Source organism: Desulfotignum balticum DSM 7044, from assembly GCF_000421285.1.
GTDB lineage: Bacteria > Desulfobacterota > Desulfobacteria > Desulfobacterales > Desulfobacteraceae > Desulfotignum > Desulfotignum balticum.
This window is the reverse complement of the sequence record NZ_ATWO01000001.1, coordinates 2,799,216-2,812,071: the sequence shown is the minus strand read 5'-3', so window position 1 is coordinate 2,812,071 and position 12,856 is coordinate 2,799,216. Positions and strand designations below refer to the sequence as shown.

Here is a 12,856-nt window from a genome sequence, read left to right as displayed (position 1 = left end):
ATTACTGTATAAAGCCATTTTATGGTGTAAAAGTCAAGCTGGAATCCGGTTGCGGTTTGGAAAGGACCCTTATGACAGTGACAATTTTAGATGCCGTCGGCAACACCCCGGTCGTGGAAATTCAGCAGATGAATCCGAATCCGGGTGTGCGGATGTTTGCCAAGCTTGAATACATGAATCCGGGCGGTTCCATCAAGGACCGGGCCGCCCTGTACATGATTCAGGCAGGTGAAGCGTCCGGTCGGCTTACAAAAGATAAAACCGTGATCGAAGCCACCTCGGGCAATACCGGCATCGGCCTGGCAATGGTCTGCGCCGTCAAAGGATTTCGGCTGGCCTTGACCATGGCGGAAAACGCCAGTGAAGAGCGTAAGCGGATTCTCAAAGCCCGGGGAGCGAAAATCATTCTGACGCCCAAGCATCTGGGATCGGACGGCGCCATTGAAGAAGCCTATCGCCTGGCCCGGGAAAATCCGGAAAAATATTTTATTACGGATCAGTACAACAACCCGGCCAACTGGCAGGCCCATTACCATACCACGGGTCCGGAAATCATGGCCCAGGTTCCGGAAAAACCGGCCAGTGTGGTGGCGTCCGTAGGGACATCCGGCACGTTGATGGGCCTGTCCCGGTATTTCAGGGAACACAGTCCGAAAACCCGCATGGTGTGTGCGGAACCGTTTCTGGGCCATGGGATTCAAGGGCTTAAAAACATGAAGGAATCCTATACCCCTGAAATTTATGACAAAACCAGGCTGGACAAAATTCTGAACATCGACGATGCCCTGGCTTTTGACACGGCCCGGCAACTGGCGGTCAAAGAAGGGTTGTTTGTGGGCATGAGTGCCGGGGCTGCCATGGCCGCAGCCATCCAGGAGGCGCAAACCCTTGAAAAAGGGGTGGTGGTGGTGATTTTTCCGGATTCCGGAGAGCGGTACCTGTCCACGTCCTTGTTTTCAGTGCAGCAAAAAGTGCCTCTGCATCTGTTTGATACCCGAAGCGGAAAAAAACAGCCGTTCAAACCGGTGAAACCCGATACCATTTCCATTTACACCTGCGGCCCCACCGTGTACCAGCGCCTGAATCCCGGCGGTTTCAGGCGGTATGTGTTCACCGATCTGCTGGTGCGGTACCTGGCATTTCACAAAGTGGATGTCAACCATGTGATCAATATCACGGATTACGATGACCGCACCATTGACGGGGCGGATCGGGCCGGTCAGGATGTGGCGGAATTTACGCGTCCTTATATTCAGGCGTTTCATCAGGACCTGCAGCGGTTGAAAATTCGTCCGGCCCAGGCGTTTCCCCGGGTGTCGGCCCATTTCAACGATATGGCGGATTTGACCCGGAAGCTGCTGGACAAAGGATATGCCTATGAAAAACTGCATTCCGTGTATTTTGATATCTCAAAGGTGGCGGAATACGGGCATCTGTCCAAAATGGATATCCAGAAAATCCGGGTGGGCGCCACCGTGGACTTGGATGAATATGAAAAACAAAATCCCCGGGACTTTACCTTGTTCAAGCGGGTCCGTTTGTCGGAACTGCGCCGGGGAATCGGTGTGAAAACCGAATGGGGACAGGTCCGGCCCTCCCTGCACCTGCAATGTGCCACCTTGTCCATGCTGTTTTTAGGGGTGCCTTTTGATATTCATACCGGCAGCCGGGAACTGGTGTTTCCCCATCATGAAAATGAGCGGGCCATTGCCCGGGCCGCCCAAGACCGGGAACTGGCCCATGTGTGGCTGCATTGCGATCCCGTGCAGTATGACGGGTCTCTGGGTGCGGCATCCATCCATGACCTGACCCTGGACACACTGGCGGATCTGGGATGGGATGACGGAACCATCCGGTTTTGGCTGTTGTCCGGGCATTACCGCCGGGGTTTGATGCTGTCGGAACGGTCTTTGACCGATGCCAGGGCCACACTAAACCGCATCAACCGGTGTATTGCCCTGCTGGAGCAGCTTCGGTCCGGCGGTGATCAGGTCAAAGATCTGCCCGCCGGGGAGATCGAGCAGCTGATGTATGATATCCGCCAGGGCATTTTAACGGCCCTGGCCGATGATTTAAAGGTTTCTGCGGCCCTGGCCGCCCTGCTGGCCGGCATCAAAACCATCAATACCCTGATCAGCCGGCACCGCATTTCAAGTCGAACCGCGGACCGCATTCTGTCCGGATTGCAGGAGATGGACCGGATTTTTCAGGTGTGTGAATTCAATCACCACCCCATCTGTTCGGAACAGGTAAAAGACCTGCTCCGTCAAAGGCAGGCGGCCCGGGAAAATAAAGACTGGGCCACGGCGGATCAACTCAGGGATCAGCTGGTTGCCATGGGGATTTCCGTTCATGATCAGAAAGTGGAGACAGACTGATGGAAATATTGTTTTTCCCTTTTTCCCATGTCAGTGAGACCCAGCAAATCACGCTGACCGCTTTTTTCCCGCAATTTGTGTTTTTACCTTTGGCCCCGGACCTGACCCAGGACCCGCAGATGGTGCCCCTGATGAAACACGGGACAGCAGTGCCGGTGTTTTCTTCAGAAACCCGCCTGGCGCAAGTGTCGTCACAGGTTTCTGCCTGGATGAACTGGGCCTCGCTGCACCAGGGGAATGAACATAATTTAAAAAACCTGATCCGGGACAACCCCTATTTGACCGATCATCTGGGACCGGCTGCCATCGGGTCGGAACTGAGGGCCCGAATGGCCGGGACACCGCAGAATTGCCAAGACGATTCAAAACAGGCGGATCCACTGCTGTTTTCACTCATCGCCAAACTCACGGATGCCGAAAATGAAACCATTGACCAGGCCATGGCCGGGCTGGAAAAAAAACGGGCGGGTCTGTTCTCTGAACTGCGGGGTGATTCAGACCCATTGTCATCAAAGGCCATTCAGTCCCAGAAGCCGGATCCCGGCGCGGTCATGACCCTGGAACGGATCCGGTCCTGGGCCGCCTGTGCCAGGGAAACCCATCTGTTTTCAGCACTCACCCCCCGGGCGTTTGTAACCACCAGCAGCGCTGTGTTTGATCAGGTGGCGGCAAACGGAATCCGGGTCATAAATGCCCTTGACATTGACGGCATAAAGGTGCATGAAGATGGGTGTGTCCATCAGCCGGACTGGCACAGCCGGGTGCTGACCCTGCTGAGCTCTCTGGCAGCCGGGCCCGTGGACGTTTCACAGGCCCGGAACATGCTGGCTGGCATGGATGAATCCTGTGTCCGGACCGGTCGGATCCAGGCACAGATGGTTGAAGGTCCGGACCTGGAAAAAAAGCTGAACCTGCCCGGAACCCGTTTGCTGATATGCCGGGTGACATTAAAACCATAAAAAGCTTGATTTTAGGAAAGGACATGTTATAAAAGCGTTTTTTAAATCAGTTGTAAAAAAAATTGATGTTGAAAAATGGCGTTATAATTGCAAAAGCAATGATTTTTAATTTAATTTCAGGAGGCTGTAAAAATGGCTTTTACCCCGATTGTTGATGAATCCAAATGCGTTGGTTGTGAAGAATGTGTAGACGTATGCCCGGTGGAAGTGTTTGAAATGCAGAATGAAAAATCCGTGCCCGTCAATGCGGAAGAATGCATGGGCTGCGAAAGCTGCGTGGAAGTTTGTGAAGAAGACGCCATCGTTGTAGAGGAAGATTAGGCGTAAGATTCGAACAACCATTTGCAGATGGGTGGTTGCATGGATGCCGGATGTGCCTTTGATTGTTTTCAAGGCATATCCGGCATCTTTTTTTTTAACAGCCCATCAGAATCGCAAAGACAGGCAGCTGAGTCCTCCGTCCAGTTTCTGAAATTCAGACACATCCACGGCCAGGGTGTCATAGCCATGGGCTTCAATCAGGTCTCTGGTTTTTTCAAATCCGGCCGGAACCAGCACCCGGTCATTGATCCATACACTGTTGGCGGCATAGGCTTCGGAATCATCCACCGGAAGAATCGTGAAATCTGAAAATTCCGGTTGAGTGATAAATTCTCCCCAGGCCAGCAGACAACTATTTTCCAGATAAGACACCCCGGTTTTCAGATGAAGCACCGAAGTCAGCGAAATGGCGGACACGGTGTATCCATAGGGTCCCAGAAACTGTTCCAGCTGCCGGATCCCGTCGGCATTGGTCCGGCCGGACAATCCCACATAAAAATGACGGTCCACCTGCATCACATCCCCGGCATCCAGAGTCCCCGGTGAGGTGATTTCCATCACAGGGCGGTTAAATGGCTGCATGGCATGGGCCACGGCCCGGGTTTCACCCCGTCGGGACAGATGTCCGGGACGGGTGATGACCACGCATTTTTCCGTGACCAGGCAGGTGTCTTCGATAAATGTGGAATCCGGAAATGCGTCATCGGGTTCCAGCACCGTCACAGACAGACCGCAGCCGGTCAATGCGTCAATGTAGTGCGCATGCTGCCGGCAGGCACGTGCAAAATCCGGTGTGCCCAGATTCGTGTTCCGGATACCGTGGACCAGGTTTGGACAGGGGGATTTGACCATGGCAGAAGTGAACATGTGTGAATCTCCTTTTATGGGGAAGTCTGAGCCGGCCGGGTGGTCAGATAGACCCCGGACAGAACCAGGATCGCACCCACGGCCAGGGCCCATGTCATGGGTTCGTTTAAAATGATGAAAGACAGTATTACCGCACTGACGGGAACAAAATTGATAAAAACCCCGGCCCGGGTGGGACCGATTTTCTGAATGCCTTGATAATACCAGAAAAACCCCAGTACCGTGCCGAAAAATCCCAGGTAGAACAATTGGGCCCAGTGCTGCAGGGTATACCCGGGCAACGCCTGAAACAGTCCGTCATACACGGCCGGAAAAAACAGCATGATTGTTCCGGCCACAGAGGAATAGCACACGGCGGCCACGGGTGACAACGTGGTCATCATGGGTTTGGCCAGAAGGGAATAAGAGACCCAGGACACCACACACCCTAGAATAGCCATCTCTCCGACACCGATCCCGGTCTGGAACAAAATCCATGGATGTCCGTTGGAAATAATGGTCATGGCCCCGCTCACCGACAAAACCAGCCCGAGGATCTTGCCGGGAGTCAGGGATTCTTTGAACAAAAGGGCAGAAAATACGCTGATAAAAATCGGGTTGGTGGCGATGATCAAAGAGGCCCGGTTGGCGTTGATAAAGTTCAGGCCGGTAAAGAAAAACAGGTTATAGGCAAAAATGCCGGTCAGGCCGGACAAAAATATCCAGACCAGTTGGTTGAACCGGATTCTGGGCAGCCGTCCTTCCATGTGCCGGGTCAGCAGCAGCAGGAAAAGCGATGCAATGGTAAACCGCAGAAAAGCGGCACATGAAGGGGAGACCTGTCCAGCCAGCTGTTTGCCGGCAATAAAGGTCCCGCCCCAGAAAAAAGCGGTTAAAAACAGTTTGACAAAGGTCACTGATTATCCTTTATTGATTCGGAAATTAAAATTAAATTGTGTAGTTGTACAGCCTTCAGGCCAAAAGTCAACCCTATGATGGAGACCCCATGAAGCAGATAGCAGATATATTGTTTGAAGCCCGGATGCTTAAAGATCTGAAACGGTCCGGTTACGCATTTCTGGGAAACGGAACGGAAAGTATTGCAGACCATTGTTTCACCACGACGTTTATCTGCTGGATCATGGCCCGGATGGTGCCCGAAGTGAACGGGGAACGGTTGACCGCCATGGCTCTGGTCCATGACATGGCAGAAGCCAGGACCGGGGATTTCAATTATGTGCAGAAAAACTACGCCCGGGTGGATGAGGCAGCCGCCTTGACCCATCTGGTCCGGGACCTGCCCTTTGGCCCGGACATCATTGCCCTGGTGGCGGAATTCAATGCCGGAAAAACCCTGGAGGCACGGCTGGCAAAAGATGCGGATCAGCTGTCGTTCATCCTGGAATTAAAAAAACTCAAAGACACGGGGGCCGCGTTTCCGGACCGATGGCTGGAAGTGATCGGGGAGCGCCTGAAAACCGACATGGGAAAGCAGATGGCCGCCGATATTCTGGAAACCCGGTGGGACAACTGGTGGTTGAACGGATATTCGGAATAAATAGGGGAACCGGCCGGGTGACATGCAAAAAAAGGCGGGTCAGAACCCTCTTTTTTCGATGTGATCCGCAATAATGCGCACCAGATCCCCATGGGGCACCGACGATACCATGCCGGGACAGGCGGATGCCATGGCATCCCAGTTTTCCGGATGATGCACCACAGTCTTTAAAAATGGCCAGGCCCGGCACATCCGGGGTTTTACCGGATGAATGGTGCACTGGATTTGTTCATCAAAAAAAATGCACCGCCCGTCCGGTCCCTGGGTCAGCACGGGCCCGGCACCGGTCATGTCGCAGTATTCGGGGATAAATTCATCCGGATCCGCCTGGATATAGGTGCTGATGCGCACAATATCTTCAGGTGTTACATAGGTGCCGCCGAACCCGTTGCAGCACTGTCCGCACATTTGACATTGAAAAATGTCATCCAGCGTTTGAAATTCAGACGTCATATCGTTTTTCCATGGCTTTTTGCAGGGTCAAAGGATCCACATACTGAAGATCTCCGCCCATAGGGACCCCGGATGCGATCCGGGTGAGGGTGACGCCCCGGGATTTGAGGCGCTCATGAATGTAGGCGGCCGTGGCTTCCCCTTCCACATTGGTCCGGGTGGCAATGATGATCTCCCGGACCTTTCGGGGATCGGCCCGGTTGAAAAGTTCCTTTAAACGGATATCATCGGGCCCGATCCCGTCAATGGGAGACAATGCCCCGCCCAGCACATGATAACATCCTGTAAAGGATCTGGATTTTTCAATGGCTGCCAGGTCGGCCGGATTTTCCACCACACAGATCACCCCGGGGTCCCGGGACGGATCCGCACAGATCCGGCAGATTTCCTGGTCGCTGAGGGAAAAACAGGTGGCACAGATTCGCACGGACCGTTTGAGTTCAATGATATCAGCTGCCAGGGTCGATGCTTCGTGATCCGGTGCATGTAGCAGGTGCAGGGCCAGTCGTTCCGCGGTTTTCCGGCCGATTCCCGGCAGTGTGGAAAAACTGGAGATCAGCTTGAGAATGGCATCCGGATAATGGGTCACAGAGGTTACAGACCCGGGATGTTCATTCCGCCGGTGAGCTTGCTCATCTCAGCAGACATCATTTCCTGGGATTTTTTCAATGCATCGTTCACCGCAGCCATGACCAGGTCCTGGAGCATTTCCACATCGTCCGGATCCACCACCTCTTTTTCCAGAACAATGGATTCGATCTTCTGACCGCCGTTGGCCACCACTTTGACCATCCCTCCGCCGGCCGAAGCCTCCACGGTTTTGGTCGCCAGTTCCTCCTGGGCCTGGAGCATTTTTTTCTGCAGTTTCTGGGCCTGTTTCATCATGTTGTTCATATTTTTCATCGTCTAAACTCCTGAGTCATTGTTACATATTAATGATTTCACCATTGAAAATTTCTTTGGCGGTTTGCACCAGCGGGTGACTGGCCGCAGCCTGCAATGCCTTGGCATCTTTTGCTTTTTCTTGGGCCAAAGCAAGGGGCCGGGCCCGGGAGGCCACATGGATCTTCAGTGTTTTTCCCAGAAATTTCCGGCACTGTTTTTCAAGTTCCCCCTGTTTGTCTTTAAGCCGTTTCCGGTCAAACTGGGTGCAGTCCGACAGGTGGACTTCCAGCGTATCCTGGGTTTCCGAAGCGATCTGTCCCCGGGTCAGCAGCACATGCATGAACGGCATCAACGGTTCGATCCGTGTCAAAAACCCGTCCCAGGTCCGGGGGGGCTCCGGGGATGGTTCGTCAGCGGTTTCCCGGATCTGGTCCGGCCCAGGGGACAAAGCTGCCGGGGCCGCATAAGCCGACGGAGATTCTTGTATCGGCCCAGAAGGCATTTGCTGGTCACCCGCCGGCGGGGAAGGGCGGATGTCAGAAGGATTGTCCGGCATTGTTTCGCCTGATTTCATCTGCTGTGCCAGAAGGTCCAGCTGCGCGATGATCCGGTCGATGGATGCACCGGCCCGGACCTGGCGCAGTTTGAACAAAACCGTTTCAATGGCAATGCGGGTATGACTGGTGCGCTTGACCATGTCTTCATCGGTCAGCAGAACCTGGAGCAGATGCCCTAAATATGCTTCCGGCATCTGAGCCACCCGGGTGTGAATCTGTTTTTTTTCACCGGCGGTCAGGTTGACGGCCGGATGATCCGGACCGCACTGTTTGATGATGCTCAAATTCCGGAAATGGGCAATCAGATCGCCGTAGAATTTTTTCAAGTCCAGACCGGTATCATTGACACGGTCCACCAAAGCGATCAGTCCGGATACATTTTTTTCAAACAGGGCATCACTTAATTCGTGCATGATGCGCCGGTCCAGAACCCCGAGATGATTCACCACCATTTCATAGGAGATCGTTTTTTCAGGGGTGGCCGACAGAATCCGGTCCAGCAGGCTCAAGGCATCGCGAACCGAACCATCCGCTTCCAGAGCGATCAGTTCCAGCCCCTGGTCCTGAACACCAAACCCTTCTTTGCGGCAGATTTTTTTCAGCAGTTCGGAAATGGCCTCCAAAGGAATTCGTCCCAGGTCATGGCGCTGGCACCGGGACAGAATGGTGGCCGGGATTTTATGGACTTCAGTGGTGGCAAAGATGAACAGCACATGGCCGGGCGGTTCTTCCAGGGTTTTGAGCAGCGCATTGAACGCGGCTGTGGACAGCATGTGCACTTCGTCGATGATATAGATTTTGTAAGCGGCGGCCGCCGGCAGATACGTGACGTTTTCCCGCAGATCCCGGATCTGGTCCACGCTGTTGTTGGAGGCCCCGTCGATCTCGAATACGTCTGCACAATGGCCGGCGATGATCTCGGTACAGGATTTGCACTGGTTGCACGGGGTCGGAGTCGGGCCGGTGGTACAGTTCATGGCTTTGGCCAGAATCCGGGCAATGGTGGTTTTGCCCGTGCCCCTGGGGCCGGTGAACAGCATGGCATGGGCCACCCGGTCCTGCAAAATGGCATTCACAAGGGTGGTGGTGACATGTGACTGGCCCACCACATCGTCAAATGTCTGGGGCCGGTATTTGAGTGCTAAAACCTGATAAGACATGGTGTCCGAAGGGGGTGTGGCGGAGAGGGAGGGATTCGAACCCTCGGTACCCGGTTAGGATACACACGCTTTCCAGGCGTGCACCTTCAGCCGCTCGGCCACCTCTCCGCAGTCAATTAATCTGGGGAAAATAGTATCTTTTTGCGCCGGTGTCAAGGATTAAACCACCGGCCCAATAAAATCACCACTCAAAAAGAGCTGAATGCGCCCGGGTGGGGGTGCCGTCCGGGTGATACAGATACAGCGGCGGGCATCGGGTGGCGGCGCCTGAGCCGTATCTGACCGCACAGACCAGGACCCGTTGGGCCGCATCATTGACACAAAAATGGACATACCTTATCCAGTCGATCCGGAACCCGGCATGTCCCAGCGCAACTGTGAGATCCGCTGTGCGGGATGCCGGAAAAATCAGGCACAATCGTCCTTCCGGTCGTAAGAAAACATGGGCGCAGGCCGCCAGCGTATCGATATCCAATGTGATTTCATGCCGGGCCAGGGCCCGTCCCCGGTCCGGGTTCACCCGGCCCGTGGATTTTTTTTTATAAGGCGGATTGGATACGATAAGGTCCATGGGGGCGGATAAATCAGTGACAGACAGGGTTTGGATATTCTGGTGACGGATGCGGATCCGGTCTGCCATATGGTTGCACACGGCATTTTTTTGGGCCAGGTCAGCCAGATCTTTCTGGATTTCAATGCCCGTGATTGAGATTTCCGGATGCCGGCCGGCCAGGATCAAACACAGAATCCCGCATCCGCACCCGATGTCCATGACGCGGTCTTTGGGGCCAGGAAGGACATGACCGGCCAGAATGACCGGGTCCAGAGAAAACCGGTACCCGGTTTCAGGCTGAAACAGGGTCAACGGGGGATCAAACAGGGTATCAACTGTATATGCTGCCAATTTTAAACCGGATCTGCTGAACCAGGGGCTGGTCCAAATGGGCATTGATATTGGCGGTCATCTGTTTTTCCAGAAATTTGAGCTGGTGGATCCATGATGAACTGGACACATGGACAATGAGCACGCCGTCTCTGAAAGCATGGGGTTTGGCGTTCATGGCGACGGGCTGTCCCACGGCCGTTTCCCAGATATCCCAGATGCGGGTCATTTCAGTGTCTTTGGCCGGTCGGTATTTTTCCAGAGCCGTGGCAAGAATGTCACGAATATGAATCAGTTTTCGGTTGTTGGAAGGGGGAGGCATGGGCGGATCCTGTTGGGTTGATTTATATATGGTTATATTTATACCACGGACCCTGAAGGTTGGGTATTGTTTTTTTCATTTTAAACCCCTTATCCGGTCGGATTCAGTGACCGGGTTCGAAAAATATTGCCTTTTGTCGTTGATAATAATATATTGATTCAATAATATAGAAGGTTCACATATATTTTATCGTAAACAACAAACAGGAACTCATTATTTATGAATTGGGATTGGGAAAAGCTGAGGGAAAATCAGCAGAAATATGAAAAGAACAAGGGCGGCAGCGGCGGTGGTCCCGGCATGCCCAGGCCGCCACAGATGGATGAAATTTTCAATAAATTCAAGGGATTTAAATTCCCAGGCATATTTATCGGGATCATTGTTCTGCTGATATTGTACCTGGCATCTTCCACGTTTTATACCGTGGACAGAAGCGAGGTGGGGGTGGTGCAGCGGTTTGGGAAATACAACCGACTTGCCCAGCCCGGCTTGAATTTCAAACTGCCCTCGGGCATTGAAAAGGTCACAAAGGTCAATGTCCGGACCCCTGAGACCGAAGAGTTCGGTGTGCAGGCAGCGGAAAGTGCCGGGGCGTACGGAAACGCGTCTGAATCATCTTTGATGCTCACCGGTGACCTCAACGTGGGCGTGGTGCCCTGGATCGTCCAGTACCGGCGGGCGGATCCCAGAGCCTATCTTTTCAATGTCAAGGATGTGATCTCGCTGTTGCGCAACATGTCCGAGGCCACCATGCGTACCGTTGTGGGGGACCGCAGTATCAACGAGGTGATTACGGAAAGAGCGCAGATAGCCCAGGCTGCCAGGGAAATGCTCCAGAGCGAGCTGGACAATGCCAAAGCAGGCATTGCCATTGTGAATATTGAAATGAAGCGGACCAATGTGCCCGAGCCGGTACAGGCATCCTTCAACCAGGTGAACCAGGCGATCCAAGAAAAAGAGCAGACCATTTACAAGGCCAGAGAAGAATACAACAAAGCCGTGCCCCTGGCCAGAGGTGAAGCCAAGCGGGTGATCAAGGATGCGGAAGGGTATGCCATCGACCGGGTGAACCGGGCCCAGGGGGATGCCACCCGTTTCCTGGCAGTGTATGACGCTTATAACCAGGCAAAGGATGTGACCCGGAACCGCATGTATCTGGAGACCATGCTGAACGTACTGCCTAAAATCGGGGCCAAGTACATCATTGATTCAGATCAGAAAAATGTGCTGCCTCTGCTGAATATGGGGGAGGGTGCATCAACGCTTTCAGACAGATTTCTTCAGAAAGGTGAATAACATATGAATTCGCAGCAAATTAAAGTATTGAGCGTGGCCGTTCTGGTCATACTGGCCGTGGTTGTGTACGACGCCGCATATATTGTGGATGAAACCGAGCAGGTGGTGATCACCCAGTTCGGCCGGATTACCGGAGAACCCGTGACGGAACCGGGGTTGAATTTCAAGGTGCCCTTTATTCAGAAGGCCAATTATTTTGCAAAAAATCTGCTGGAATGGGACGGCAGTCCCGGTCAGGTTCCCACCCGGGACAAAACCTATATCTGGGTGGATACCTTTGCCAGGTGGCGGATTACTGATCCGCTGACCTATTTTGAGACGGTCAAGGATGAATTTTCCGCACAGAAGCGCTTGGACGACCTGATCGACCCGGCCACCCGGAACCTGATCAGTTCTTATCCTTTAGCAGAGATTGTGCGCAACACGGACCGGCCCATGGATACCTTTGAAGGGTTTGGCGCGGACACGGAAGCCAAAATGGAGGAAGAAGCCCCGAGAAAGGTCCGATACACCGTGAACCTGGGCCGGGATGAAATCACCCGCCGTATTGTGGCCCAGGCAAAGGAAAAACTCGAAGAGTTCGGTATCGAGCTGGTGGATGTGAAAATCAAGCGCATCAATTATATAGACAGTGTTCGGCGGTCTGTGTATGACCGGATGATTGCCGAGCGAAACCAGATTGCTGAAAAATTCCGGGCCGAGGGTCGGGGGGAGGCCAGCAATATCCGGGGTGAAAAGGAAAAGGATCTCCAGGTGATCAAATCGGAAGCCTATCGCACCGCCGAAGAAACCAAGGGTAAGGCAGATGCGGAAGCCGCCGGGATCTATGCGGCGGCGTATGGAAAAGACCCTGAATTTTATGCGTTTGTAAAGACCATGGATCTGTATGCCAATGCCCTGGAAAAAGACAGCTCCCTGATTCTGTCCACGGATTCGGATTTGATGAAGTATATGAAAGGGGCTGACCGCTAGGTAACCAATTATCGGGAGCAGCACAAAAAAGGGGCGGTCCGGGTGAATGTTTTATTCCCGGACCGCCCCTGAAATTTGTTGCTTATTTCTTTTTTCTCTGATGCCTGGTTTTGGCCAGCAGTTTTCTGTGTTTGTGCTTCCGCATTTTTTTGCGTCTCTTTTTGATGACACTGCTCAAAAAAATCACCTCCTTTAATTTTCTTTAAAATGATGTATTATCAGGTAAATTTTGACATTAGCATAAATTTCGGGTAAATGTCCAATTT

The 12,856-nt window shown here is 53.1% G+C and carries 15 protein-coding genes and 1 tRNA gene; 6 read left to right on the top strand and 10 right to left on the bottom strand.

Features of this window, described 5'->3' with window-relative positions; translation table 11 throughout:
• The first annotated feature begins 71 nt into the window (after positions 1-71).
• The 3 genes from K365_RS0114070 to K365_RS0114060 all read left to right on the top strand — a co-directional run bounded on the left by K365_RS0114070 (position 72) and on the right by K365_RS0114060 (position 3,658).
• A complete protein-coding gene (locus tag K365_RS0114070) occupies positions 72-2,378 on the top strand; it encodes a cysteine synthase (protein WP_024335084.1) in 2,307 nt (768 codons plus the stop codon).
• Positions 2,378-3,337 (top strand): hypothetical protein, encoded by a 960-nt coding sequence (locus K365_RS0114065; protein ID WP_024335083.1) that lies wholly within the window; start codon positions 2,378-2,380, stop codon positions 3,335-3,337. Before K365_RS0114070 ends, K365_RS0114065 begins: the two co-directional genes overlap by 1 nt.
• A 132-nt stretch (positions 3,338-3,469) precedes the next feature.
• Complete coding sequence (locus K365_RS0114060; protein ID WP_024335082.1) at positions 3,470-3,658, top strand: 4Fe-4S binding protein; 189 nt, start codon at positions 3,470-3,472, stop codon at positions 3,656-3,658.
• 105 nt (positions 3,659-3,763) lie between these two features.
• On the opposite strand, the gene K365_RS0114055 is transcribed toward K365_RS0114060, so the two are convergent.
• On the bottom strand, positions 3,764-4,525 hold the full coding sequence (locus K365_RS0114055) for a dimethylarginine dimethylaminohydrolase family protein (protein ID WP_024335081.1): 762 nt from the start codon (positions 4,523-4,525) through the stop codon (positions 3,764-3,766).
• Positions 4,526-4,539: 14 nt separating this feature from the next.
• Positions 4,540-5,421 (bottom strand): DMT family transporter, encoded by an 882-nt coding sequence (locus K365_RS0114050; protein ID WP_024335080.1) that lies wholly within the window; start codon positions 5,419-5,421, stop codon positions 4,540-4,542.
• A gap of 89 nt (positions 5,422-5,510) precedes the next feature.
• Here K365_RS0114050 and K365_RS0114045 point away from each other — a divergent pair, with 89 nt between their 5' ends.
• The gene (locus K365_RS0114045) at positions 5,511-6,062 is read left to right on the top strand and encodes an HD domain-containing protein (protein WP_024335079.1); all 552 of its coding nucleotides are present in this window, start codon (positions 5,511-5,513) and stop codon (positions 6,060-6,062) included.
• Between the two features lie 39 nt (positions 6,063-6,101).
• Here K365_RS0114045 and K365_RS0114040 read toward each other — a convergent pair whose 3' ends face one another.
• From K365_RS0114040 to K365_RS0114010, 7 genes are all read right to left on the bottom strand, one after another.
• Positions 6,102-6,515, bottom strand: coding sequence for a YkgJ family cysteine cluster protein (locus K365_RS0114040; protein ID WP_024335078.1), 414 nt, complete (start codon positions 6,513-6,515; stop codon positions 6,102-6,104).
• The gene (gene recR, locus K365_RS0114035) at positions 6,505-7,104 is read right to left on the bottom strand and encodes a recombination mediator RecR (RefSeq protein ID WP_024335077.1); all 600 of its coding nucleotides are present in this window, start codon (positions 7,102-7,104) and stop codon (positions 6,505-6,507) included. The genes K365_RS0114040 and recR overlap by 11 nt, the downstream gene beginning before the upstream one ends.
• Positions 7,105-7,109: 5 nt before the next feature.
• Entirely contained in the window at positions 7,110-7,418 is a 309-nt protein-coding gene (locus K365_RS0114030) for a YbaB/EbfC family nucleoid-associated protein (RefSeq protein ID WP_006964662.1), read from the bottom strand.
• 22 nt (positions 7,419-7,440) lie between these two features.
• Positions 7,441-9,117, bottom strand: coding sequence for a DNA polymerase III subunit gamma/tau (gene dnaX, locus K365_RS0114025; protein WP_024335076.1), 1,677 nt, complete (start codon positions 9,115-9,117; stop codon positions 7,441-7,443).
• A 17-nt stretch (positions 9,118-9,134) separates the two neighbouring features.
• A tRNA-Ser gene (locus K365_RS0114020) sits at positions 9,135-9,225 on the bottom strand.
• A gap of 73 nt (positions 9,226-9,298) precedes the next feature.
• Entirely contained in the window at positions 9,299-10,021 is a 723-nt protein-coding gene (locus K365_RS26670; RefSeq protein ID WP_024335075.1) for a tRNA1(Val) (adenine(37)-N6)-methyltransferase, read from the bottom strand.
• The gene (locus K365_RS0114010; protein WP_024335074.1) at positions 10,002-10,322 is read right to left on the bottom strand and encodes a DciA family protein; all 321 of its coding nucleotides are present in this window, start codon (positions 10,320-10,322) and stop codon (positions 10,002-10,004) included. The genes K365_RS26670 and K365_RS0114010 overlap by 20 nt, the downstream gene beginning before the upstream one ends.
• A 219-nt stretch (positions 10,323-10,541) precedes the next feature.
• On the opposite strand from K365_RS0114010, the gene hflK reads away from it, so the two are divergent.
• Together hflK and hflC are read left to right on the top strand one after the other, a co-directional pair.
• The gene (gene hflK / locus K365_RS0114005) at positions 10,542-11,618 is read left to right on the top strand and encodes an FtsH protease activity modulator HflK (protein ID WP_024335073.1); all 1,077 of its coding nucleotides are present in this window, start codon (positions 10,542-10,544) and stop codon (positions 11,616-11,618) included.
• 3 nt (positions 11,619-11,621) lie between these two features.
• Positions 11,622-12,590 carry a protease modulator HflC gene (hflC, locus tag K365_RS0114000; RefSeq protein ID WP_024335072.1) on the top strand — a complete coding sequence of 323 codons (969 nt, stop codon included), beginning with the start codon at positions 11,622-11,624 and terminating at the stop codon, positions 12,588-12,590.
• An 82-nt stretch (positions 12,591-12,672) separates the two neighbouring features.
• Here the strand turns inward: hflC and K365_RS27395 are convergent, their stop codons facing one another.
• The gene (locus tag K365_RS27395) at positions 12,673-12,777 is read right to left on the bottom strand and encodes a 30S ribosomal protein bS22 (protein WP_083911995.1); all 105 of its coding nucleotides are present in this window, start codon (positions 12,775-12,777) and stop codon (positions 12,673-12,675) included.
• Between the last annotated feature and the right edge of the window lie 79 nt (positions 12,778-12,856).

What these genes read in the sequence shown, in the direction of transcription:
- K365_RS0114070 (WP_024335084.1), top strand. Translation starts at nt 72, where the DNA reads ATGACAGTGACAATTTTAGATGCCGTCGGCAACACCCCGGTCGTGGAA.
- K365_RS0114065 (WP_024335083.1), top strand. Translation starts at nt 2,378, where the DNA reads ATGGAAATATTGTTTTTCCCTTTTTCCCATGTCAGTGAGACCCAGCAA.
- K365_RS0114060 (WP_024335082.1), top strand. Translation starts at nt 3,470, where the DNA reads ATGGCTTTTACCCCGATTGTTGATGAATCCAAATGCGTTGGTTGTGAA.
- K365_RS0114055 (WP_024335081.1), bottom strand. Translation starts at nt 4,525, where the DNA reads ATGTTCACTTCTGCCATGGTCAAATCCCCCTGTCCAAACCTGGTCCAC.
- K365_RS0114045 (WP_024335079.1), top strand. Translation starts at nt 5,511, where the DNA reads ATGAAGCAGATAGCAGATATATTGTTTGAAGCCCGGATGCTTAAAGAT.
- K365_RS0114040 (WP_024335078.1), bottom strand. Translation starts at nt 6,515, where the DNA reads ATGACGTCTGAATTTCAAACGCTGGATGACATTTTTCAATGTCAAATG.
- K365_RS0114030 (WP_006964662.1), bottom strand. Translation starts at nt 7,418, where the DNA reads ATGAAAAATATGAACAACATGATGAAACAGGCCCAGAAACTGCAGAAA.
- dnaX (WP_024335076.1), bottom strand. Translation starts at nt 9,117, where the DNA reads ATGTCTTATCAGGTTTTAGCACTCAAATACCGGCCCCAGACATTTGAC.
- K365_RS0114010 (WP_024335074.1), bottom strand. Translation starts at nt 10,322, where the DNA reads ATGCCTCCCCCTTCCAACAACCGAAAACTGATTCATATTCGTGACATT.
- hflK (WP_024335073.1), top strand. Translation starts at nt 10,542, where the DNA reads ATGAATTGGGATTGGGAAAAGCTGAGGGAAAATCAGCAGAAATATGAA.
- hflC (WP_024335072.1), top strand. Translation starts at nt 11,622, where the DNA reads ATGAATTCGCAGCAAATTAAAGTATTGAGCGTGGCCGTTCTGGTCATA.